Source organism: Enterobacter cloacae complex sp. IR5384 (assembly GCF_049237265.1).
GTDB classification, from domain to species: domain Bacteria; phylum Pseudomonadota; class Gammaproteobacteria; order Enterobacterales; family Enterobacteriaceae; genus Enterobacter; species Enterobacter cloacae.
This window is the reverse complement of the sequence record NZ_JBMKHJ010000050.1, coordinates 1-22,148: the sequence shown is the minus strand read 5'-3', so window position 1 is coordinate 22,148 and position 22,148 is coordinate 1. Positions and strand designations below refer to the sequence as shown.

The 22,148-nt window shown below is 46.3% G+C and carries 28 protein-coding genes; 17 read left to right on the top strand and 11 right to left on the bottom strand.

Annotated features, from left to right (window positions below):
* Nucleotides 1–155 precede the first annotated feature (155 nt).
* Nucleotides 156–590: a hypothetical protein gene (locus ACOTX3_RS24240; RefSeq protein ID WP_000723070.1), complete on the top strand. Its 435-nt coding sequence runs from the start codon at nucleotides 156–158 to the stop codon at nucleotides 588–590.
* 257 nt (nucleotides 591–847) lie between these two features.
* Here ACOTX3_RS24240 and ACOTX3_RS24235 read toward each other — a convergent pair whose 3' ends face one another.
* Nucleotides 848–1,963, bottom strand: a complete 1,116-nt coding sequence (locus ACOTX3_RS24235; RefSeq protein ID WP_001572377.1) for a nickel/cobalt efflux protein RcnA — start codon at nucleotides 1,961–1,963, stop codon at nucleotides 848–850.
* A gap of 122 nt (nucleotides 1,964–2,085) precedes the next feature.
* Here ACOTX3_RS24235 and rcnR point away from each other — a divergent pair, with 122 nt between their 5' ends.
* Nucleotides 2,086–2,358 carry a Ni(II)/Co(II)-binding transcriptional repressor RcnR gene (gene rcnR, locus ACOTX3_RS24230; protein WP_000019951.1) on the top strand — a complete coding sequence of 91 codons (273 nt, stop codon included), beginning with the start codon at nucleotides 2,086–2,088 and terminating at the stop codon, nucleotides 2,356–2,358.
* A 93-nt stretch (nucleotides 2,359–2,451) separates the two neighbouring features.
* On the opposite strand, the gene ACOTX3_RS24225 is transcribed toward rcnR, so the two are convergent.
* Complete coding sequence (locus ACOTX3_RS24225; RefSeq protein ID WP_001572379.1) at nucleotides 2,452–2,619, bottom strand: hypothetical protein; 168 nt, start codon at nucleotides 2,617–2,619, stop codon at nucleotides 2,452–2,454.
* A 204-nt stretch (nucleotides 2,620–2,823) separates the two neighbouring features.
* Between ACOTX3_RS24225 and ACOTX3_RS24220 the strand changes: the two genes are divergently transcribed.
* Nucleotides 2,824–3,642 (top strand): DUF4942 domain-containing protein, encoded by an 819-nt coding sequence (locus ACOTX3_RS24220; RefSeq protein ID WP_000193207.1) that lies wholly within the window; start codon nucleotides 2,824–2,826, stop codon nucleotides 3,640–3,642.
* Nucleotides 3,639–4,844: a hypothetical protein gene (locus ACOTX3_RS24215; protein ID WP_001371952.1), complete on the top strand. Its 1,206-nt coding sequence runs from the start codon at nucleotides 3,639–3,641 to the stop codon at nucleotides 4,842–4,844. Before ACOTX3_RS24220 ends, ACOTX3_RS24215 begins: the two co-directional genes overlap by 4 nt.
* A 63-nt stretch (nucleotides 4,845–4,907) precedes the next feature.
* Here ACOTX3_RS24215 and ACOTX3_RS24210 read toward each other — a convergent pair whose 3' ends face one another.
* The 4 genes from ACOTX3_RS24210 to ACOTX3_RS24195 are packed head-to-tail and all read right to left on the bottom strand — an operon-like array spanning nucleotide 4,908 to nucleotide 8,121.
* On the bottom strand, nucleotides 4,908–5,111 hold the full coding sequence (locus ACOTX3_RS24210; protein WP_000121164.1) for a hypothetical protein: 204 nt from the start codon (nucleotides 5,109–5,111) through the stop codon (nucleotides 4,908–4,910).
* Between the two features lie 12 nt (nucleotides 5,112–5,123).
* Complete coding sequence (locus tag ACOTX3_RS24205) at nucleotides 5,124–6,443, bottom strand: DUF1173 family protein (RefSeq protein ID WP_000078513.1); 1,320 nt, start codon at nucleotides 6,441–6,443, stop codon at nucleotides 5,124–5,126.
* A gap of 22 nt (nucleotides 6,444–6,465) precedes the next feature.
* Nucleotides 6,466–6,633 (bottom strand): hypothetical protein, encoded by a 168-nt coding sequence (locus tag ACOTX3_RS24200; protein WP_000220758.1) that lies wholly within the window; start codon nucleotides 6,631–6,633, stop codon nucleotides 6,466–6,468.
* A 60-nt stretch (nucleotides 6,634–6,693) separates the two neighbouring features.
* Complete coding sequence (locus ACOTX3_RS24195) at nucleotides 6,694–8,121, bottom strand: DNA cytosine methyltransferase (protein WP_000833380.1); 1,428 nt, start codon at nucleotides 8,119–8,121, stop codon at nucleotides 6,694–6,696.
* A 214-nt stretch (nucleotides 8,122–8,335) separates the two neighbouring features.
* On the opposite strand from ACOTX3_RS24195, the gene ACOTX3_RS24190 reads away from it, so the two are divergent.
* The 8 genes from ACOTX3_RS24190 (at nucleotide 8,336) to ACOTX3_RS24155 (ending at nucleotide 14,859) form a co-directional block, all read left to right on the top strand.
* Nucleotides 8,336–8,851: a thermonuclease family protein gene (locus ACOTX3_RS24190; RefSeq protein ID WP_000464825.1), complete on the top strand. Its 516-nt coding sequence runs from the start codon at nucleotides 8,336–8,338 to the stop codon at nucleotides 8,849–8,851.
* A gap of 2 nt (nucleotides 8,852–8,853) precedes the next feature.
* On the top strand, nucleotides 8,854–9,750 hold the full coding sequence (locus ACOTX3_RS24185) for a hypothetical protein (RefSeq protein ID WP_000975181.1): 897 nt from the start codon (nucleotides 8,854–8,856) through the stop codon (nucleotides 9,748–9,750).
* 47 nt (nucleotides 9,751–9,797) lie between these two features.
* Complete coding sequence (locus tag ACOTX3_RS24180) at nucleotides 9,798–10,112, top strand: hypothetical protein (protein ID WP_001005009.1); 315 nt, start codon at nucleotides 9,798–9,800, stop codon at nucleotides 10,110–10,112.
* Between the two features lie 73 nt (nucleotides 10,113–10,185).
* Nucleotides 10,186–10,443 (top strand): hypothetical protein, encoded by a 258-nt coding sequence (locus ACOTX3_RS24175; RefSeq protein ID WP_000637193.1) that lies wholly within the window; start codon nucleotides 10,186–10,188, stop codon nucleotides 10,441–10,443.
* A gap of 986 nt (nucleotides 10,444–11,429) precedes the next feature.
* A complete protein-coding gene (locus ACOTX3_RS24170) occupies nucleotides 11,430–11,627 on the top strand; it encodes a hypothetical protein (protein ID WP_001371914.1) in 198 nt (65 codons plus the stop codon).
* 140 nt (nucleotides 11,628–11,767) lie between these two features.
* Nucleotides 11,768–12,043, top strand: a complete 276-nt coding sequence (locus tag ACOTX3_RS24165) for a hypothetical protein (protein ID WP_000864986.1) — start codon at nucleotides 11,768–11,770, stop codon at nucleotides 12,041–12,043.
* Between the two features lie 491 nt (nucleotides 12,044–12,534).
* The gene (locus ACOTX3_RS24160) at nucleotides 12,535–14,013 is read left to right on the top strand and encodes a SulP family inorganic anion transporter (protein ID WP_000927306.1); all 1,479 of its coding nucleotides are present in this window, start codon (nucleotides 12,535–12,537) and stop codon (nucleotides 14,011–14,013) included.
* Nucleotides 14,014–14,031: 18 nt separating this feature from the next.
* On the top strand, nucleotides 14,032–14,859 hold the full coding sequence (locus ACOTX3_RS24155; RefSeq protein WP_001066652.1) for a universal stress protein: 828 nt from the start codon (nucleotides 14,032–14,034) through the stop codon (nucleotides 14,857–14,859).
* Between the two features lie 59 nt (nucleotides 14,860–14,918).
* Here ACOTX3_RS24155 and arsC read toward each other — a convergent pair whose 3' ends face one another.
* The 3 genes from arsC to ACOTX3_RS24140 are packed head-to-tail and all read right to left on the bottom strand — an operon-like array spanning nucleotide 14,919 to nucleotide 17,012.
* A complete protein-coding gene (gene arsC / locus ACOTX3_RS24150; RefSeq protein WP_000065802.1) occupies nucleotides 14,919–15,344 on the bottom strand; it encodes a glutaredoxin-dependent arsenate reductase in 426 nt (141 codons plus the stop codon).
* A gap of 12 nt (nucleotides 15,345–15,356) precedes the next feature.
* Nucleotides 15,357–16,646: an arsenic transporter gene (locus ACOTX3_RS24145; RefSeq protein WP_000922628.1), complete on the bottom strand. Its 1,290-nt coding sequence runs from the start codon at nucleotides 16,644–16,646 to the stop codon at nucleotides 15,357–15,359.
* A gap of 45 nt (nucleotides 16,647–16,691) precedes the next feature.
* Nucleotides 16,692–17,012: a transcriptional regulator gene (locus ACOTX3_RS24140; protein WP_000941305.1), complete on the bottom strand. Its 321-nt coding sequence runs from the start codon at nucleotides 17,010–17,012 to the stop codon at nucleotides 16,692–16,694.
* A gap of 86 nt (nucleotides 17,013–17,098) precedes the next feature.
* Between ACOTX3_RS24140 and arsH the strand changes: the two genes are divergently transcribed.
* Nucleotides 17,099–17,803 (top strand): arsenical resistance protein ArsH, encoded by a 705-nt coding sequence (gene arsH / locus ACOTX3_RS24135; protein WP_000130816.1) that lies wholly within the window; start codon nucleotides 17,099–17,101, stop codon nucleotides 17,801–17,803.
* Between the two features lie 32 nt (nucleotides 17,804–17,835).
* On the opposite strand, the gene ACOTX3_RS24130 is transcribed toward arsH, so the two are convergent.
* Entirely contained in the window at nucleotides 17,836–19,239 is a 1,404-nt protein-coding gene (locus ACOTX3_RS24130) for an ISNCY family transposase (RefSeq protein ID WP_000125668.1), read from the bottom strand.
* A gap of 191 nt (nucleotides 19,240–19,430) precedes the next feature.
* Here ACOTX3_RS24130 and ACOTX3_RS24125 point away from each other — a divergent pair, with 191 nt between their 5' ends.
* From ACOTX3_RS24125 to ACOTX3_RS24110, 4 genes are all read left to right on the top strand, one after another.
* Nucleotides 19,431–19,748 (top strand): hypothetical protein, encoded by a 318-nt coding sequence (locus tag ACOTX3_RS24125; RefSeq protein WP_000785965.1) that lies wholly within the window; start codon nucleotides 19,431–19,433, stop codon nucleotides 19,746–19,748.
* 22 nt (nucleotides 19,749–19,770) lie between these two features.
* Nucleotides 19,771–20,076: a hypothetical protein gene (locus ACOTX3_RS24120; protein WP_001100610.1), complete on the top strand. Its 306-nt coding sequence runs from the start codon at nucleotides 19,771–19,773 to the stop codon at nucleotides 20,074–20,076.
* 44 nt (nucleotides 20,077–20,120) lie between these two features.
* The gene (locus ACOTX3_RS24115) at nucleotides 20,121–20,792 is read left to right on the top strand and encodes a S1 family peptidase (protein ID WP_000285959.1); all 672 of its coding nucleotides are present in this window, start codon (nucleotides 20,121–20,123) and stop codon (nucleotides 20,790–20,792) included.
* A gap of 457 nt (nucleotides 20,793–21,249) precedes the next feature.
* Nucleotides 21,250–21,657, top strand: coding sequence for a hypothetical protein (locus ACOTX3_RS24110; protein ID WP_001371904.1), 408 nt, complete (start codon nucleotides 21,250–21,252; stop codon nucleotides 21,655–21,657).
* A gap of 50 nt (nucleotides 21,658–21,707) precedes the next feature.
* On the opposite strand, the gene ACOTX3_RS24105 is transcribed toward ACOTX3_RS24110, so the two are convergent.
* Nucleotides 21,708–22,133: a hypothetical protein gene (locus ACOTX3_RS24105; protein ID WP_000457316.1), complete on the bottom strand. Its 426-nt coding sequence runs from the start codon at nucleotides 22,131–22,133 to the stop codon at nucleotides 21,708–21,710.
* Nucleotides 22,134–22,148 lie beyond the last annotated feature (15 nt).

Genomic DNA, 22,148 nt, shown 5'->3' with positions numbered 1-22,148 from the left:
CCCTTACTGAACAAGTACTAAATGGGCAACTGAGGCCGCTGAAACAACCACCGGAGCTGGACGAATGGCCTTAGCGTACGTTTTCGTACCATTGGGCTTCGTACCCCGTTATAAGCCGTTGATTGTTTGGGTATGAAAACACCGGAGACCCAACCATGAAAAAGATCCTTGTATCATTTGTTGCCATTATGGCTGTCGCTTCATCCGCCATGGCTGCAGAGACAATGAACATGCATGACCAGGTAAATAATGCCCAGGCACCCGCCCATCAGATGCAGTCAACCTCTGAAAAAAGCGCTGTTCAGGGAGACAGTATGACAATGATGGATATGAGCGGACACGATCAGGCTGCAATGTCCCATGAAATGATGCAAAACGGCAACGCTTCTGCCCACCAGGACATGGCGGAGATGCATAAAAAAATGATGAAAGGCAAACCAGGGGCCACCAACGAATCAGCAACGTCATTTTCAGAAATGAACGAGCATGAAAAAGCCGCTGTTGTGCACGAGAAGGCGAATAATGGTCAGTCTTCCGTTATTCATCAGCAGCAGGCTGAAAAGCATCGCAGCCAGATCACCCAGAATTAACCCGCAGCTCCACTTGTTAGACCCTCATTTGACGCCGAAGTCACTGGCTTACGCTCCCGTCCGGGAGCGTTTTTTTTATTCTTTCATTTATCATTGAGTCTTATGGGAATGGATTTAATCAGTTACTTAATCCCTGCCTCAGCAACAAGTCCCGGAAAGAGCAGCTTTATATTCCGGGTTTTTCTGCTCATAACCTCAACGGTGGCGCTTAGGATGTACTTTGTAAGTACCCAGAGTGTGTGTCATCAGTACCGGTGTTAATGCACCAGCCCATTCCAGCCATGTATACCCATGTAAATCCCAACAGCAGCAATCAGGGCGCTTGAAATATAGGGGGCTCTTCTGGCGATGGTATTGAAGCCACTCCAGCGTTTGGCGACCTGACGAACGCTGATCGCCGCACCCACTCCAACCGTTACGAGGGTCAATGCCAGGCCGATACTGAAACAAACAACCAGTGTGGCACCCAGCGTAAGCGCTTTAAGCTGAAGGCAGATCAACAATACAGTTATAGCTGCCGGGCAAGGGATAAGCCCTCCTGTCAGTCCAAATATCAGGATTTGCCCGTTGGTTACTTCTTTCCCGTCGAAGCGGCGTTTTATGTCATTGGCATGAGCCAGTTCGTGAGCGTCCTGATACTCTTTCGAATTCACATCCAGCCCATCAAGCTCAGAGTGGTCATGGTCATGGTCGTGTTCAGCGAACGCCACATCATAGTCATGGACATGACCACGATGTCCCAGAGACAGACGTACGTTGAAACTGTGAGGCTCAGGGATGGGAGATGTTGACTCCAGATAATCACCATGATCAACAAATTCAAAAGTCTGAGAGATCGTACTGTTTTCCCGAAGTGTGGTTAATGAGATATCTTCAGAAGCCCATCTTTGGCCACTAAGAGTGCGTAGCCGCCAGTGGGGAAGTTGTCCTTCTTCAAAAATGGACAGTTCAACTTTTCCATGGCCAGTATCGATCAACCTTGTTTCGTCATGGTGATGATGTTCATTCTCCTGCATTCCCTCCAGCCAGTTTTTCTCACCGCTCCAGGTTCGCCAGAACATCCAAAAAGCCGTACCAAGGATGATCACTGAAGAGACCATCTGTAGCCAGGGTTCGGCTGATTCTGCGGTAAATTTATTACTGATATACATCCCTCCAAAAGCAATCAGCCATACGACTGCAGTGTGCGACAATGTTGCCGCGACACCCAGCATCACGGCCTGACGTACGGTGCCTTTTATAGCAATGATGAATGCTGCCATCATTGTTTTGGAGTGCCCGGGCTCCAGTCCATGAAGCGCGCCAAGCAGAATGGCGCTGGGGATGAAAAACCATGCGTTGCCTTGCTGAAGAAGTGTCGTAAATTCGTTCATGAGAATCATTCTTGGTTATTAAGTGTAGGCCGGATTCTACTCCCCCCCAGTAAAATATACTACCCCCCAGTAGAATAACGCTGGTATAGTTACATAAAATATCCAGGAGAGTGAGAGCCCACATGTCACATACCATCCGCGATAAACAAAAACTGAAAGCACGTACAAGCAAGATCCAGGGGCAGGTTGCTGCGCTGAAAAAAATGCTTGATGAACCTCACGAATGTGCCGCTGTACTGCAACAAATAGCCGCCATACGTGGTGCCGTGAATGGTTTATTGCGTGAAGTGATTAAAGGACATTTGACTGAACATATTGTTCATGAAAGTGAAGAACAGAAACGAGAAGAAGACCTGGACGTTGTGCTGAAGGTTCTGGATTCTTACATCAAGTGACAGTTTGGCTAAAAGCCCTGAGCATTAATTTATCTAAATAACACGTTATCAAGTGACGGTTTTGGGCTGTTTGTAGCGGCATAGTGAGTTTGTTTAATCAATGAGCTTTAAGATGCCCCCCTTCATGCAAGGCAACGCGTACATTTCTGGTACATCTACTTCCCTTACTTTGCTCAGGGCAACCCACATTGTTAAAGCCTCTACTCGCTGACCATCAAAATCACCCAACGTCAGATAATGGAAAAAAATTTTGGATGACATTTTGAAACGTGTCCTCTGCTGTGAACGTCGAGAGATGCTACGCGAGAAAGGAGATGACCTACTTAGTATCCTGTTAAGTAGGTCTATCTGAAGAAGTAGACAACTTTAAAGTCTTTTTCATGTTAAAGGAGACAACTTTAATGTCTGTGTACACCTACCTTTGCTCAAATCAAAATGTTCTGACATACCAAAATGGAGTGTAAAATGACTCAAAACCAGGGTTCTGAGCCAGTACCGGCGAGCCGGACAGGGCAGCTCATCAGCGCCCGGGATATGGCCATGCAGAAATTCGAAGAAGGGATGCGGTTAATCTCGGAAGCGTCGGAACTGTGCGGTCTCTCTCTCTTCACCAGCAGAATTATGCAGCCCAACGCATTTGGTCTTCCGTCGTCACTGGATCGCACCATCGAGGAGGGGCGTAAGGAAATTGACCGTAAAACGTGGAAAAGGCTCTTTGAAGAAATAGGTATGGACCGGTACTGGAACCATAAGCAAAAAGAAGCCTTTAACGAATCCCTACGTACGGATCCGCCCGTCGCTTCCCTGGAGATTGTTAAGGGAACATTACAGCATGCACTGGCTAACAGACGAGACACGCTTGCAGAAGGTTTCGTTGATGTTCTCAACAAGCTTGACCGAAGTTTTAAAAGCAATGCACGGCAATATACAATGCCGAAAAAGCTTGTTCTTCGGGGGATTTTTCCTGGTGTGAACGTACTGAGGTACAACGGTTTCTCGCAGGACAATCACTTTTGTTTACGCGACTTTGAGAATATTGTATGCATCTGTTCTGATACTCCAACACCTGCAACCGGCGGTGGGCTGAGTATGGTCGACAGGCTGACGGCCATGAGAAATACAGATTTCACAGGCGAGGTCTGCGATGAGAATGGCTGGCGGTGTCGCCTGTTTGAGAATGGAAACGTTCATATTTGTATCGACAGTATCTCGCTTCTGAATGCTCTGAACGATCTTATCAGCATATATTTTGCAAACCAGCTTCCGGCCGCAGGAAAAAAATGATGATCGAAAACGATAAAGAAAAAAGCCTGAACGATGCTACCTCGCCAGAGGTGCAGAATGACATCCGCAGCGAATCCACAGAAAAATCAAAGGAAATGGGTCGTTCAAGGTACTCATCTATTGCGATGATCGATTACTTCAATGCAATCGAACGTCTGTGCGAAGAGAAAAAAATTAACCCGGAAAATATCGATCTGAGCTTCAAAGTTCACTGGCTCAGAAACGCTGTTGGCGGCTCGTTTGCAAGGTCACAGGAGATGTTCGCTGAGTACCAGAAGTATGTTAAAGAGGTTCCTGAAGAGGCCCGTTACCTGGATATACCCGATGAGGTGAAGGTTGCACTCGGCGATATTATCTCGTACATCACCTGGCACTACCGTAGAAGCTATACCGCAATACAGAGTGATAGTGTTAAAAAAGCTGAAGCACGTAGCATGCAGCTGGAGGAGGAGGTAACGCAGCTTTTACAGCGGCTTGAGCAAAGCGCTACCGATATGGATGAGCTGAAACTTGAGAATCAGGCGCTACAGGGTCGATTAGAGATCCGGGACAGTACCGTCAAGGAGTTAGAAACAAGGCTGAATGTTGCCGAAGCAGAACTCGAAACCTGCCATCACCAGTTAGATAGCACACGGCATGAATTAAGCCTCGCACAGCAGTCAAATGACTCACTCTCCCAGCAACTGGCTGAACGTAAAACAGAGATCGCTGGTCACCTTGAATATCAAAAAAAGCTGAACGAAGAGATCAACACTCAGCGTTCTGATAATGCCGGTCTTTCCAGACAATGCGACCAGTTAAGTCAGACTGTGTCAGATACAAAGGCAGAGAGGGACAGGTTTGAACAGGAATTGATTGCTGCACAGAACCTCTGTGCTGAGCTGAAAAGTGCACTGTCCGGGAAGGAGGGTGACCTGGTGGCGGTGAATGCCGAGCTTACTGAACTCCATAAACTAAACGAGTCGCTGAGCGCCGACCTGAAAAAAGTAACTTTGGTCAGCCAGGGCTATGAAGCGGAAGTGGCTGAACAAAGCAGTGAATTAAAAACGCTCCAGTCCAAAGTAATGAAGCTGGAAGCTACCCTGGAGGCAGAGAAAACAATCTCAGAATCCCTGAAAGGCACCATTGATACATTGACTGGTGCAATGGCAGGGGGAGGTACTGGAAAGTCAAAACAGCCGCGTAGTAGAAAAACATCATGATAAATGAAGCCAGGTTGATAGACTTCTCTGCATCCCCTGGCACAGTAGACCTTCTGCGGACATTCAGCCCGTCCGCAGGAGTTTTCGTCCTTCAGTCAACAAATGCACTACCTTTTTTGAGTCTCCACTTTCCAGTGCAGAAAACACGTTACCGATTTTACCAACAGCTTGTATCTGAGTGATAACCCCAGTCTTGTAATCATCAAGGATCCCTGACAGGAAAGCGTTCAGTTTTGTCTGTTCGCTTAGTGAAAGCATGTATGACATTTTTTCTCCATTTTAAGCAGGTGTGCCAGTTGAAAGAGGTTTACGTGATTCTGGAAAATGAGGCAGCACCATAGTTTCAGATGCTGTGGTCGCATCCCAGTGCCACCATCCATAAGGCCCATATTCACGGTTGTAATAATCTTTTTTGAGTTGCTTTCGGGCCAGATAAGCAGGAGTGGCCATACCAAATACTTCCATCGGGAACGGCTTATCGCTTTTTGTGTCGAGCAGGTAGAAGTCAGGGAACACCTCACTAATACTCGCATCATAACGCATGGGCTTAACGTACTGCCGGTGCTCTGCATCCAGCTTTTCTGCAACAACCGCCTCATAGGAGGAGTCCAGAGGTATCCAGTTCTCGCTAACGTGCATCAGCACAATTTGATGAGCTCTTACAGAAGGGCCTCTGCCGGTTACCGCAGCTGGTGACGTCAACGCAAAGACAACTATTTTCGCCCCGGATTTCCATGCTGCGTACTCCGATGAAAATCGTTTCTTTACGCTATCCCAATGGCCTTCTGAATTGAAAAAAATCAGCGGTAGCCCCCCAAAATTCCGCAGGGGTAAAAATTTAAGTGGCTTCTCATGCTTTTCAGCATCGTAGCGAGGTAAAACTGACAGGAGCATGAGACGTTTATCACTCATCGCCTGTGATGAAAGACGCTGAATTTGCGACTGAGCGACAGGTTGTTTCGGGTCAGGTACACCAATGAATAAATGGTCACCTATGCAGGCTCTGCCGGTACGAATTTGTTTAGCGGTTTCAAGCAGACGATACCGTACCAGTGAATCGTTACGTTTCCCTGCCATTTTCGGGTACCAGACATTCAGACCAGACTCTGTCCACAAAAGACTAAGCAAGCCCAGGAGGGTCATTGAGGCCTGACCTCCTTCTGGTCGCTGAACATGGGGCAGGGGAGGCACTTCTGATTTTTCAGGAGGATCTTTCTCTGTCATACCGATACCGAGCCTTACAGCCATATCACCTTCGGTTGTAATCCGGACCACACCACTCGCATATCCTTTCAGGCCGGTATGCCGGGCATCAAGGGAGAAGAATACACAGGAAGGATCATGCTCAATGCCCGTGTTAGCGGCTTTGACGAGAATAAAGGCATCACCGTTCGGTAAAGCACGAACATAAAGTCGCTTTTCTCCTTTTCCACGACATCCGCAGGTGATGACTGATTTTTGACCTGAGGTGTGGTGTGCCTTTTTAAGAGCCGACTGCCACCCTTTAGCAAACTCATCCTGCGTTTGAAAGTCAGGTGAGTACCTTTTGACGTTTGGATCGTCGTCGTAAGCAATCATCACTGCGAATTTTTGGCTCATAGTAGTCTCCTAAACAGGAAGTTTAATATCCCAACCAAAGCAACACTTCCTGAGCGTCATACTGTTCCTTTACGCCCATGTCGCTAAAGAATTCTTCGAAATCTGTTTCGGGAACGCAATGCCTGGACAGTTCTTGTAATGCTCGTTCTTTAGATACCGTCTCACCTTCAGCTGATTCGAAATACGTCATGGTTGACCTCTGACATTATTACAACAATCTTAAGCATTTAAATTGATGAAGGAGCTCAGGTCAGCTGACTTCGTCGTAAAACTGCCGCAAGCGCTGGGAGGCTGCAAATTCAATTCGAGACTTCAGCAGTTTGGCGACGGCCGCAAAGACATCAACGACCACGGAGTTCCCAAACTGTCTGTAAGCCTGTGTATTGGACACAGGGATACGGAAAACACTTTCCCCGGGTTTATCGAAGCCCATTAGCCTGCTGCATTCACGTGGCGTTAGCATGCGTGGCCGACGGTCCATGTTGTATGTGTTATGGAAATCAGTTTCTCCCAGCTCATGAGACCAGCCCCGATCAATAAGAATTTCAGATCCGTCTTTCATATAGCGGCTTGAGAGGGTTCTGGTGACACTATTAACATTGGAAGGATCTACTAGTCCAAAACCAAAACCATTGCCTTTTGCCGCATGTTTCTTTGCATAGTTGTATAAGTACTCCCAGAGTTTAGGGGAGAGGATGTATTTACTATCTACGCTCGGATCCAGTAAATCTGAGAGAGAAGGGCGCTTGTCCGGATAAAAGTCTTTAATGTCTCTCAGAGTAAAACCGTCTTTCAGACGTAGGTCGCGGCGAAAACCAATAAGGACGATACGTTCACGGTGCTGGGGTCGGAAATGACGGCCATCGATGACTTTAGGATCATCCGCGCCCGTGCTTTCGCTGTTTGCGACGTCGTAGCCAAGCTCATCGAGCGTTTTCATGATGATGTTAAAGGTATTACCCTTATCGTGACTCTTCAGATTTTTTACGTTTTCCAGAACAAAAATTGCAGGTTGTTTTGCCCGGATGATCCTGGCCACATCAAAGAAGAGCGTACCCTGAGTGTCGCACTCGAAACCGTGTTTGCGACCCATAGAGTTCTTTTTACTGACACCGGCGATGCTGAATGGCTGGCATGGAAATCCCGCAAGAAGAACATCATGATCCGGGATAGAGGCATCGATAAATTTGTATGCCTCGTCATCAGTAACCTCGGGCCGGTTGCTAAGAGTGATGTCACGGATGTCTGAATTGAAGCGGTGCTCGTTCTCATCGCAATACCAGTTCGCCCGGTAAGTACGGCTGGAATAAGTATTCCATTCGCTCGTGAAAAGACATTTACCACCGATGGCATCAAATCCGCTTCGCAGTCCACCTATCCCTGCAAACAGATCGATAAAGCTAAAGTGCCTGTCCTCATAATCAGCAGGTCGTGAAGGTATTAAAGTCTGTAGATAGCGTCCATCTGCGATACTCAGATCACAATGCTCAGGTATGCATGTAACCTGACGTTTAAGGGATGCACGGGACCAATTACTGCCATTTTCATCATTTAATACCTGAGCCAGATATTTCAGGTCATAAATAGTCGAAGCTGTTAACAAAGTTTTGTGGATCAGAGATGGTGTTTTATCCACATCATTCAGGTCTGTCTCAAGATCATGAGTGTAACGTTTCATCCAAACTCTCTCAGGAATAATATCTTTGAGATAGATTAACACGCTTAATTTGGATTATTTTTTGGTTCAGGTTCTAAATTTATTGTGATTATTCTGCCTTTAAGTTGCAAAAAGATTGGTTTTAAGCCCGCCCATGAAATAATGACTTGTTAAAATACTGCCTGTAAATAGGCTTGTGGATACATGTCTGTACTCAACAAATTCAGGTGAAATGATGTTTTTTTTTACAAAGTTACTTTTGCCCATCATGATTGTTGTATTCCCAGTGGCGTCCTGGGGGAACTCAACAACTTTTGAGGCAAAGGTGGTTAAGATTGTTGACGGTGACACCATAACTGCGTTGGATGCTCAAAACACAACCATCAAAATACGAATGTATGGTATAGACGCTCCTGAATCTAAACAGGCTTTTGGCCAAAAAGCAAAACAGGCCTTAACCACAGCTATAGCAACTAAAATCGTTACCGTGATAGACCATGGTACGGATATCTATGGCCGTATGTTAGGTACCATCTGGTTAGATGGATATGATATCAATGCCTCTATGGTGGACAGTGGATATGCGTGGGTTTATCGGTTCGAAGATAACGCCATTGTCCCTGGCTATATCAAATATGAATCCGCAGCACAAAAGGAGGCAAAAGGGTTATGGGCAGACACCAACCCTGTCCCACCATGGCAGTGGAGACAGGCAAACGAAAAGCCCAGAAAGGTGAAAGGGAAGAAATAACCATGATGAAAGAGCCTCATCCGTTACTTCAGTTGGTACTAAACGATTCCGGTCGTCTAACCATGCCTGTTTATTATAGAGATCAACAGTATTGCCCGACTTGCCTTACAAAGGTGTTGAAGAGTGAGGATGGAAGTTTGGCGCACCTCGGGGAAATAAATCAAAATACATGTAGACCTTCTATTTCAGTAGTTGTGACAAAAGCAATTATTGAAATGTTATGTGACGGGGAAAAAATATTTGTAAATCCAATACGATACCGAGGCCGGGTGCTGGCACCCTCAGTAATTTTTTCTCCCGACACTCACACTTTCAAACCGTTTATAAATACAGACTATCAGCCTGTGGGAGCAAACTGGAAAAGTGAAAAGGGATATAAACTCGGTCTGTTTTATCTCAAAGATCGAGCCAACTCTATCAATAAAGAGGAATTTGATTTCATTGCCGTTATAGACCCTAAGGCAATGCAGAAAGAATTTATTTCGGCCTGGTCTGAGGTTGATGAAAAAAATCCATTGGAAACGCTGAAGCAGATCTTACGATCTAAAAACAACTCTTCTTTATGGGTAAAATGGCCTGGCAAAATTGAGCATGCGCAAAAAGGAAATTGCAACGAAAATTACTGGTTCGATTATCAATCTGATAATCAGGAAGTGAACTGTACGGTCTCTGTTGTAGGTATCGAAGGTAACAGTTCCGGTGAGACAATTTATAGATTGCAAACTTTGCTAAAGCGTAAGCTCAATGAATATCAACTGGTTCGGTCTTTAGGGACTATTATGCTTCTTGATAATACCGGGAATATGATTCCATCAAACCATCCTTATTTTGAAGTCATCTCAAAAGCATGTATAAATGGAGTGCGTGACTTTGTTCGTCAAAACCCGTGGGTAGTCTGACGGTCAACTATAAAGCATAATATAATTAGTAATAACAAGGAACAGACATGAATGAAAACTCAGTAATCTTAATAAGTTTATTTTGGTTTTTTTTTGGATCGAGTGTTGTAGCTGGTTTTATGGATGCATCATTATATTGCTGGATTTTTGCAGCCATAAGCGCATTGTTTCTTCTTTCGGTGATACAAACACCAAAGGAGTTAACGGTATCTATTCTTCTTGCGGTACTTATGGCAAGCTCCGCAGGTGTTTTCATTCTGGCTTATAAAGTCAAAACGAATGTCGTTTCACCAATCTATCTCTTAAAAAAGCCTACTGCATACATGGCTGAAATAGATAACCGAAGGATTCATGGTTACTAAATATTTTGCAATTGCATCATTTGACGGTCCGGGTTTATTTACCCACAGCATCGACTAATTCAAGAGGTTACATATGATAGTTTCAGAAGCAATTTTTTATTCTTCTATTATTTCCTGGGTTCTTTATTGGTGGTTTATTGGAAATATTACTAAAAAGGTAGGGATGCTTGTTGTTCCACTCACGCTTACCTTCGGATGTTACATTTATGCAATTCATTTGGATGATTCCGAACAGCAAACCAATTTACGTTGGGAGCAGATCGGTTTTATTACCTTTATAATTGTGATAATGTGGGCAGGAAAGTTTGTGATGAAAAGACTATCTGAATGATGATCTAATCCACACTTTTCGATATCTTAGAAAAGTAACTTTGTGAGCAAACAGTCATATGACATGCAAAACGCTGATCTCAAAGACAGATGATGGATACACATTTAGCATTTCACCTTACGAAGACGGGTACCGCTTATCAGTCTCGCCTGAAAATCGTCACAATGGTACCCAAAGCTTTGACGGCTGGTTCCCACGTTTTTTTTCCGAACCACAGTATGCCAAATCATCTTTAACTAAGTTTCTCGGTGAGTCCTTAGTATGGGAAGAAGATTCAAGTAATGCTCTATGAGATTACTTATTATAAATTTTTCTATTAATCTCCATGGAGTGATATATGAATTTGGCCTATTTTTTATTTTTGTCTATAACTGTTATGCTTACGAGCTTTATTATTAAATCACTTGTCGTATTGGTAAAGTTCAAATTACTTCGTGATGAACGTCTCGAATATACCAGCAATAAAAATATTGATGAGATGTACGATTTAATGAATGCGAAGGAAGAAATCCTCATAAGGCATCATAAGCAGATGTTGGCATTGCATCTTTCACTATTAATATTCGTTCTATTTATTGCTTACATTTACTAAAAATAATTTTATTCAACATTTCAACAAAGGGTTTTCAATGGAAAGCTTCGAAACTGAACAAATGATTCAATATGCTTTCTACATAAATATCGTAATAACGACTGGTTTGGCATGGTTTTGCTTGCGGTCAGGATTGCATTACAATTTTTTCAGAAAAGCAGAGAGTGCCAGAACAAAAGGGCTGAGTAGTACCTCTACTGAACACGGTCCAGCAATTGTGAGAATAAAGAAGCTACAAGCATTAGTAGATTTTATTAGTAACTGTGCTTTTCTAATCCTTTCAATTGGCACAGCTTATATTTTGTATTTTTGGATCCACAGTTAACTCATACAAGGTAACTTCGGCAAATAACAACTTCTAATGCAGGACTTTAATAACTATAACGGATGCTACATGAAAAACGACAGTTTAATTACGCGGTATAAAATACTTAAAGGCGAACGCGATGAGTCTATCTTCACCATAATAATCGCGCTAGTAGTAAAGCTGGGGCTGGTAGCCCTGGCATTCTATCTGTTGCTTGGTTCCACGATTGATTGGTCAAGCTGGAAAACCTATGCCGCCATGTTGATCTTTGGAGCATTTCTCTAAAAGGATGACCACGGCAATACCAGGTCAGACAACAAGGTCGTTAGCATGATCGTTGGAAGCAACGGAAGCACCTTGAAAAAGGTCGGCAGCACTATAAAATCCATCAGCAATGCACACAAATAAACTACTGGTATCTTAAAATGAAAGTGAAAGAGTTGATCGCCATGCTGAACGAAAGAGACCCTGAGGCAATTGTTCTGATTTCCGGCTATGAAACGATCGGCGGCACGGAAGTCGCAGAAGCTGATTTGCTCATTGATATGCAGTCAATATGCTTAGAACAGGCTGATAATCTCACAGGAAACCGTAAAGTTGTTTCTTCCGGTGGTGAAGATTCAGTTTGGTTAGGCTGGAAAGATGATTACCGTACAAAGGTGTTTTTAGAAGATGCCCAAATTCCTGATCAAGATGAATGACGGTCAGCGTTGGCTTCAAAGGCAATCTATCAGTACGTGAAACGTAAATGTTAAAAAATAACCACATATGAATCAATAACTTATGTCAAAGCTAAGTAGAGATGTCCGGGGTGGGGCAAAGTTCAAATGTCCTTTGATAATATTGAATTCCTGGATAAAAATCGCATCTTAACCTCTTCGTTTGAGTACCTTGTTGGGTTGACCCCGTATTCGCTTTATTTGTAGTATTGGGCTGCTTTGAAGTGTTTCATGTTCAAACGCGACGTGTTCTGTAAGTTCTTCCTGACAACAGAGCCGACAATATATACACATCCGCTATGGAGAATCTGACAACCGCTATGCGTATTACGCCACCCTGAGTTTTTCCTTCCTCTGTCGTACTGAGCAAGCCTCAGCACGCACTCAATAACATCCCGTCTGCGGATGTGCTTTACCGTACGTAAAAATGTAGCCCTCCAGGGCTGACTGTATCTAAAAACTGAGAAATTACTATGTTGCTGTCCTCGACGCGTAAGGACTGGCTGGGTAACGTCCGTGGTGACGTTCTGGCCGGTATTGTTGTCGCGCTCGCACTCATTCCAGAAGCGATCGCCTTTTCCATTATCGCCGGTGTTGATCCCCAGGTGGGCCTCTACTCGGCGTTCTGTATTCCTCTCGTTATGGCCTTCTTTGGCGGACGTCCGGCGATGATTTCGTCCTCCACCGGTGCAATGGCTCTCCTGATGGTGACGCTGGTGAAAGATCATGGCTTACAGTATTTACTGGCTGCCTCCATACTGACCGGGGTATTCCAGCTGATAGCCGGATATCTGAAGCTTGGCGGGCTGATGCGTTTTGTTTCACGCTCAGTGGTCACGGGGTTTGTTAATGCACTGGCAATACTGATTTTTATGGCCCAGTTGCCTGAGCTGACCAATGTGACATGGCATGTTTATGCCATGACTGCGGCAGGGCTGGGGATCATCTATCTCTTCCCTTATATCAACAAAACCATTCCTTCACCGCTTGTGTGCATCGTGGTGCTGACTGGGATTGCCATGTGGCTGCATCTGGATGTGCGAACCGTCGGGGATATGGGGAAACTTCCCGACAGTCTGCCGGTCTTCCTGCTCCCGGACGTGCCTTTAAATCTTCAGACGCTGCTCATCATCCTGCCATATTCTGCGGGGCTTGCGGTGGTTGGCCTGCTTGAGTCGATGATGACCGCCACTATCGTGGATGACATGACCGACACGCCAAGCGACAAAAACAGGGAGTGCAAAGCTCAGGGCATCGCGAACATCTGCACATCCTTTATCGGAGGAATGGCAGGCTGCGCGATGATTGGGCAATCTGTTATCAACGTAAAATCCGGTGGACGCGGACGACTTTCAACCCTCACGGCGGGCGTGGTGCTGCTTTGCCTGATTGTGTTCCTGCGCAACTGGGTCTCCCAAATTCCGATGGCAGCGCTGGTCGCGGTGATGATTATGGTTTCCATCGGGACATTCTCCTGGCGCTCCATTGCCAACCTGCGGACACACCCCCTTTCAACCAGCGTGGTCATGCTTGCCACCGTCGCGGTTGTGGTGGCAACACATAATCTGGCCTTCGGTGTGCTGACCGGTGTACTGATTGCTTCGCTCAATTTTGCCACTAAAGTATCCCGGTTCATGCGTGTAACCTCAGTTCTGGAGGGGACGAGCCGGACGTATACCGTCACCGGCCAGGTATTCTTTGCATCAGCAGACCGCTTTACGAGCCACTTTGATTTCCGTGAAGCGATTGAGAATGTGGTGATAGACGTTTCACATGCCCATTTCTGGGACATCACGTCCGTCAGCGCCCTGGATAAGGTGGTCATTAAGTTCCGTAGAGAGGGCGCCGGGGTTGAAATACGTGGGATGAATGAAGCCACCCGCACCATCGTTGACCGGTTTGGTGTTCACGATAAACCTGAAGAAGTCGAAAAACTGATGGGCGGTCATTAACAGACTGGAGGGAAAACTATGAATAATACTGTTACAGCCTGTGTGGACGGTTCACTTTCAACGCGGTCAGTGTGTGAATATGCGGCGTGGGCAGCCCGCACTTTGCAATCACAGCTAGCACTGTTGCACGTTATCGAAAAAGACAGCACCCCGGTAGTGTCAGACCTGACCGGCACTCTCGGCATAGACAGTCAGCAATTGCTGACCGATGAGCTGGTAGAAATTGAAGGGCAACGTAATCGCCTGCTGATGGCCCAGGGGAAAGCAATACTGGAAAGTTGTGCTGAACTGCTTCAAAAACAGGGAAGCCCGGATGTGCTTTTGATGCAAAAACACGGTACACCGGATGAAGTTCTGGCAGAGCTGAGCGACCTTCGTCTCATGGTGCTGGGGCGTCGGGGTAGCCAGCATCCGGTAGGCTCTCATCTGGAAAGCGTTATTCGTCTGCAAAAGAAACCCCTACTGGTTGTTCCGGAGAACTACTCAGTGCCTTCCAGAGTCATGCTGGCTTATGATGGCAGTGAAGAAAGCAGGAGTAACCTGGAACGTCTGACGATGAGTCCCTTACTCAGGGGGCTGGAGTGCCACCTTGTCATGGTAAACGGTAAGAAGGAAGAGCTGCTGACCGCACAGCAAATTTTACGTGACGCGGATATAGAAAACAGCACAACACATCTTACCGGGCAATCAGTCGGGGACGCGCTTATTCGTTACGCCGAGGAAAATGCTGTCGATCTGATAGTGATGGGGGCCTACGGTCATTCCAGGTTGCGGCAGTTCTTTATCGGTAGTCATACCTCCGAAATGCTGCAAAAGACGCAACAACCGCTTCTTATCCTCCGTTAGCACTGATTATCTTAAATAAAAAAGGGCGAGTTCTCTCGCCCTTCGTCACAAGAACACGTTTAGTTCAGCCGGTTACCTTTTTCATCAACTACCTTCTCACCGTCCTCTTTCGTGAACGCGCTTTTCTGCGCATCGGGAAGAATATCCAGCACGACTTCAGAAGGGCGGCATAGCCGGGTACCCAGCGGCGTTACCACGATAGGGCGATTGATCAGAACAGGGTGCTGCAACATAAAATCGATTAACTGCTCGTCAGTAAAGCGGTCTTCCGCCAGCCCTAACGCTTCAAAAGGTTCGACATTCTTACGCAGCAGCGCTCGTACCGTGATCCCCATATCCGCAATGAGTTTTACCAGCTCAGCTCGTGATGGTGGGGTTTCAAGATAATGAATAACGGTCGGCTCTGTACCGCTGTTGCGGATCATTTCAAGGGTATTGCGTGACGTGCCGCAGGCCGGGTTGTGATAAATGGTAATGTTGCTCATATCAGTATCTCATTACAAAGTGAAAGACAGACGAAGCGCCAGTGCTGCAAGCGTGACAAACAGCACGGGGATTGTCATGACAATGCCCACCCGGAAGTAATATCCCCAGGTAATTTTGATATTTTTCTGCGACAGAACGTGCAGCCACAGTAACGTTGCCAGACTGCCGATAGGGGTAATTTTTGGCCCCAGGTCGCTGCCGATGACGTTGGCGTAAATCATCGCTTCTTTGATAACACCGGTCGCTGTGCTGCCATCAATCGACAGCGCCCCGACCAGCACGGTCGGCATATTGTTCATCACTGATGACAGGAAGGCCGTCAGGAAGCCCGTACCCAGCGTTGCCGCCCACAATCCCTGCTCTGCCAGCTGATTCAGCAAGGAAGAGAGATAGTGGGTCAGACCGGCATTTCGTAAGCCGTAGACCACCAGGTACATCCCCAGCGAGAAGATAACGATTTGCCAGGGCGCACCACGCAGCACCTTACCGGTGTTAATGGCATGCCCTTTTTTCGCAACAGCAAACAGAAGCAATGCACCAGCGGCTGCGACCAAACTGACCGGTACGCCCAGCGGCTCCAGTCCGAAGAATCCCACCAGAAGCAACACCAGAACCAGCCAGCCGGTTTTAAAGGTATTCACATCACGTATAGCGTCTTTCGGTTCTTTCAACAGAGAAACGTCGTAAACGGCGGGAATGTCCTTACGGAAAAACAGATGCAGCATCACCAGCGTAGCCGCAATCGCGGCCAGGTTAACCGGGACCATCACGGCGGCATATTCTGAGAAACCAAGCTTAAAGAAATCCGCCGAGACGATATTCACCAGGTTTGAGACAATCAGTGGCAGGCTTGCCGTGTCAGCGATAAACCCTGCGGCCATGATAAACGCTAAGGTTGCTCCCCGGCTGAATCCCAGCGCCAGCAGCATCGCGATAACGATAGGTGTCAGGATCAGTGCCGCACCGTCGTTGGCAAACAGTGCCGCAACCATCGCACCAAGCAGGACGATCCAGGTGAAGAGCAGCCGCCCCCGGCCATTCCCCCAACGGGCAACGTGCAGCGCGGCCCATTCAAAGAAGCCGGATTCGTCGAGCAGAAGACTGATGATGATCACGGCGATAAAGGTGGCGGTCGCATTCCACACTATCTGCCAGACCACCGGAATATCCCCCAGATGAACGACGCCAGTCAGCAATGCCAGAATTGCGCCCAGTGAGGCACTCCAGCCAATCCCCAGCCCTCTGGGTTGCCAGATAACCAGGACGAGCGTGAATAAAAAGATAGCACCAGCCAGTAACATCAGAAACTCCATTCACATTTGTTTATTCGGATATATATATCGCCATCAGCAGGAGACAGATGCCACGCTACTGAGCTTGTTGCGTATGTTTTCTCGTTCACAGTTCCAGGCTGTATCAATAATACCCGCAGCCCATGCTGGCATGTGTGGCGACAGTCGGTAATGCACCCATTTTCCTTCGCGACGGTCGATGACCAGCTCGGCTTCACGTAAAAGGGCCATATGGCGAGAAATTTTTGGCTGAGACTCTGCGGTTGCCGCACAGATGTCACAGACGCACATTTCACCGGACTCCCTGAGAAGCATCACGATAGTTGAACGGGTCTCGTCGGCGAGCAGTTTAAAAAGCTGAACAGGCTGTAGCATGCTTAACCTCGTAAAAAAATAACAATACATATGGTATTTCATATGTGATAACTTTTAAAGCATAGCTTATGAAATGGAGATTTTTTATGACCGACTTACCAGCAATCGAACCGGCTTATTTTGATGATGCGCTTGCCAGCAAACTTACGGGCAACAACGAAACCATGCCGCGAATTCTCATCCTGTACGGTTCAGTACGAGAGCGGTCCTACAGTCGTTTTGCAGCGGAAGAGGCCGGGCGGTTGCTGGCAAAGATGGGGGCTGAGGTGAAAATATTTAACCCATCCGGTCTGCCGTTACCCGATGATGCGCCCGAAAGTCACCCCAAAGTGCTTGAACTCCGCGAGCTGGTCAGGTGGTGTGACGGAATGGTCTGGAGTTCTCCGGAAAGACATGGCGCCATGAGCTCGGTGATGAAGGCCCAGATTGACTGGATACCCCTGAGTGAAGGTGCTGTTCGTCCTTCCCAGGGTAAAACGCTGGCCGTCATGCAGGTTTGTGGTGGTTCACAGTCGTTTAACACGGTCAATCAGATGCGGATACTTGGCCGCTGGATGCGGATGTTCACCATCCCCAATCAGTCGTCAGTGCCAAAGGCATGGCAGGAATTTGATGATGAAGGGCGCATGAAACCCTCACCCTGGTATGACAGGATTGTCGACGTTACCGAAGAGTTGTTCAAAATGACGTTACTCCTGAAAGGGCACACAGCCTACCTGTCCGACCGCTACAGCGAAAGGAAAGAGAGTCATCAGGAGCTCGCGGCACGGGTCAATCAGGCCAAAATCTGACAGCCAGGCATGCCCGGATGGATTACCGGGCTTTAAATCGGTTTCTTCCCAAATATCTCTTCAGAGCGTGACTGAAGTTTCACCAGGGCATTGAACATATCGTCCTGATCCAGGGAACGCTGGGATTTCTTCGTCGTGGGAGCTTTACGCCTGCGAGAAGGGCCGTCTCCGGATGGTACGGATTGCGACCGGTTATTATCCCGCTCGGCCTGGACCAGCTGCGCCATTTCCAGGGCCCGCCCCAGACGTTTGTTATCCACAATGGCCCCCTGATCGATTTCAGAAAGCTTGTCATAGGTGGAGTAGGGAAGTGATACGCCATTAAGCCGGAGCTCTTTATGTCCATCCGGGTAATGCCAGACATCGATGTATTTACCAATCGCCCGACGACTGAATTCGCTGTCTTCAATCAGATAAAGGACTTTGTCGTATTGCACTGTGAGTGATTTCGACACTTTACGAGCTTCACGCCAGTTAAATACCATATCAAGATCGTCATCGACATCCAGTTCCCGATGAACATCAAACGCCTGGCGAGGCGCTTTTGCGAAACGACGGTTGTAATCGTTCATGAACTCTTCGGCAAATGCGTTCGCAGCTTCCATGGAACTGATGCCCTGGAGCCTGAGCTCCTTGACCAGTCGGTCCTGAAGCGTCAGGTGCGCCCGTTCAACGCGGCCTTTGGCAGCACTGGTTTCTGCACAAATGGTCTGAATGTTCAGTTCATGCATCGCACGGCCAAACTGGGTATCGCCGTCGCCGCCGGTTGCATTTTTATTGTTGATCCTGAATACGCTGGCTTTGTCGCTGTACAGCGCAAGCGGTTTGCCATGTTTTTCAATATAGCCCCGGGTCGCTTCAAAATAGGTGAAAGTAGACTCAGATTTCACGAAAAGAAGCTGCATTAAACGACTGGTTGCGTCATCAACGTAAACCAGTGCCGTACACTTAGGTCCCCGATTTTCAAACCAGTGGTGGTCGCAGCCGTCGATTTGTATGAGTTCACCGGCACAGGCACGGCGGTAACGAGGTTGCTGAATTTTTGGCGCACGTTGCTTACGTGGGACCCACAGACTGGCCTGAGTCATCAGCTTACGGACGGTTTCTTTGGAAAGATGAACACCGTGCACCTCAGACAGTTTTTCACAGGCCAGCGTCGGACCGAAATCGTTATAGCGTTCGCGAATAATGTTCAGCGCGTATGCGGCCAGTCCCTGAGGCAACTGGTTGTTACTGGATTTACCACGACGGCGGCTGGTCATGCCAATCGGACCATCTTCACGATAACGCGCAAGCAGACGACGGCACTGACGGTCGGAGATACCAAGCCGCTGAGCTGCCATTTGTGTTGTCAGACGCCGGTCGATGACATCCTGAATGATTTTGAGTCGGTTAACTTCATCCAATGTGAAAAACTCCGCTGCGAGAGCCGTCATGGTAATCCTTACTTGATTATACACGCCGGACATCTTAACTTAGCCATTATCGGACATTACAACTTTGCTACTACAACTTAAGTGCGCATAATCAGGATTATGTAAGATCAGCGTTAAGTAGTCGATTTATTTGAAAGTGACGTCGTCTTTAAGTTAAAATCACCTATAATCAATACCTACTGGAGCAGCTCATGGCTGACACCTACCTCCCCCCGGGCTTTAAAAAATGCAAATCATGTCAGCAAGTTAAACCCTTTGAACAGTTTGGAAAAGAGCTCAAGGGCAAGTTTGGCCTCAAGAGTAAATGCCGAGCGTGTATTAGCGAGAAAAACAAAACGTACGCAGCAGGCCCAGGGGCCGAAGTAAAGACGCAAAATAATAGGACCTACCAGGCAGAAAACAAGACTGAGCTCGCGGAGAAAATGCGCGTTAAGCGTGCGAAAGAAAAATTTGGTGATCGCTATAATTCCTACCTCGCTTCTTTAGAGTCCATGAAAAAACTCAAATAATGTAATCGCCAACGGAGGAATAATGAATGTACATCTGAAATATGATACGATAAAGCACTATCACTTTGATTGGCTAACGCCTGCTGGCGACTATCCTAATTCAGCGGTTATGCTCGTAGGTTTCCGTGATGGGCGCTGGATTATTGTTCAAGAGTTCGGAAATGATTATAGCTGCTTCGAGGGCGTTCTGAAGAATGGTGATGATCTTAATACGGAGCCTAAATTCTATTCCGACTTAGAAAGCGTAGCGGTTGCTGCTTTTGGCATGATGAAGCAGATATATCCCCAGTACCAAGATAGCACGTTAGAAGAATTCCTCGCTGGATAAAATATTCTAGAAACCAAACTCGCCTTATTCGAAGGAAACTGACTATGTATAGAAAGGTTTTAGCTCTTTCAGCCTTACTGATTTCTGCTTGTTCCACCGATAATCCTCATAAACAAAGTATGCACCACAATGATTTTGAGCTTTCGGACTCAGCTGTAAAAATTCAAATCAAGTCTGGAAATAAGACAATCTCCGGCTCAGGTACTTGGATCGATGAACAACATATTCTTACAGCTTCACATTTATGGCTTGATGCAAGCAAGGATTATAGTCTAAGTATAATAACAAGGAATGGGAGCCAACCAGCAACAGTTATCAATATTGATGATCCTAAGAACCGGGACCTCGCTCTTTTAAAAGTAGAAAAAAATACTATTGTCAAAGCCCCACCTAATTGGAAGCTTCCAGTATGTGATAATGTTCTAGCTCCAGGTGAGTCTGTTTGGGTTCTATCGGGAATGTATAATACGCTTTCAAATACGTATGCTTCCCCCGACTCAACCTACTATTATAAAGGAATAGTTGGTTCTGATGGTTTGACTGCTTTTTATCAAAATGGAGTTAGTGGAAGCGCTGTGTTAAACCAATCTAAGAGTTGCTTATATGGTGTTGTGAGTCAACAAGACATTAAAAAGATCAATGTCTATCAGATATATATTACGAAGATTACTACAAATGAAATTATACGCGGATTCATAGGTTATAAAAATAATTAAATGAGCGTAATCTTACAACAGGCAATTCCGACGTTATCTGCGTTGGTCTACCTATCTGAACCTTTAAAAGGAACGTCTATCATGTATAAACTTTTACCCGCAATACTAGTCTTTCTTTCGGTGTTCCTTGGACTAATCGCTCTACTCAGTGCTATCAAAAATGGTTCTGATGAATTGGCGGTATTCCTCATTACACTTTCGGCGTGGTTCGCTGCTTTAAGTAAGTTTTATTCACTTAAACTGTATAAAAATAGTTAGCCTGTGAATCCAAATACAGTTGACAAGTATCCAGCACTGCCCCCGTGATTTATTCAGGTTAGAAGCATTCCCGGAGTGCAGGCTGGGATTAGAAAAGTTACTTTTCTTACGATGTACCAACCAATAGGGCACGACTTATCGTAATGCCTAATTACATATTACCTGTTTAAGTCGATCTAATAATTTCATTGGAGCAGACATGTCCCCGGAATTGGTATCAGGCATTGCACGAGTGGCGCATGAAAAGCTACTTTCAGTTTTGACGGAGTGCGGCACAAAGAAGACGAAAGGCACATGCCTTTTTGCAAGCTATCTTGTATGTTATTTAGCAAAAACTAAAGGTCTAGATGCTGTTGTTCGTGGGGGTAACGGTGCAGATGATGGCGGTATATTTACAGAGAGTGGTGGCTTTGGCCATTATTGGTGTGAATTGAACTTCGAAGAAGTGCAATATTATATTGACATCACTTCCGAGCAGTTTGGGTTTCATCCATACATAGTGAAACGCGTCAACGATATAACAGGATGGCCACGATATATTCCTGGTGATCAGGAAACGGTCGATAGTCATTTAGAACAATTATTACGCGACGGCTATACAGAATAGGCTGCGTATACACTATCGCAGCCTTTCAGGCTCTTAACCCTTGTGACCAGTTAACGGAACCACTCAGGATGACGCTGCCGATCAACGTTGATAACCTGCGAATTAAATTCAACGACATCCGCTGGAGTAAGCATTAATTCATCAGGATTTACAATAAATGGTCTTAAAACCACTTCGCCACCGTCTTCTTTTGCACCGTAGATATTAATAAGAAAGTGCAGTCGTTGATTTCCGTCAGCATTGCGTTGCCATTCTCTAAAAGTCAAAGTCTGTTTAATATAGTTTGTTAAAAGAAATGCGAATTCAGATTCTTCCGTTTGTGAGATACCGTTTTTGTTAGACATTTTTTTTAGTATCTTTCCGAGCATGGATACACAGGCATCTAGGGAAGGTGCGAATAAGCAGGTCATTTCTTCCCAAGCTGACTCGCTGATTAAAATTTCGCGGATCTGGGCCGATTTTTTTCCCGCAAACACATCGAATCAGCCTAT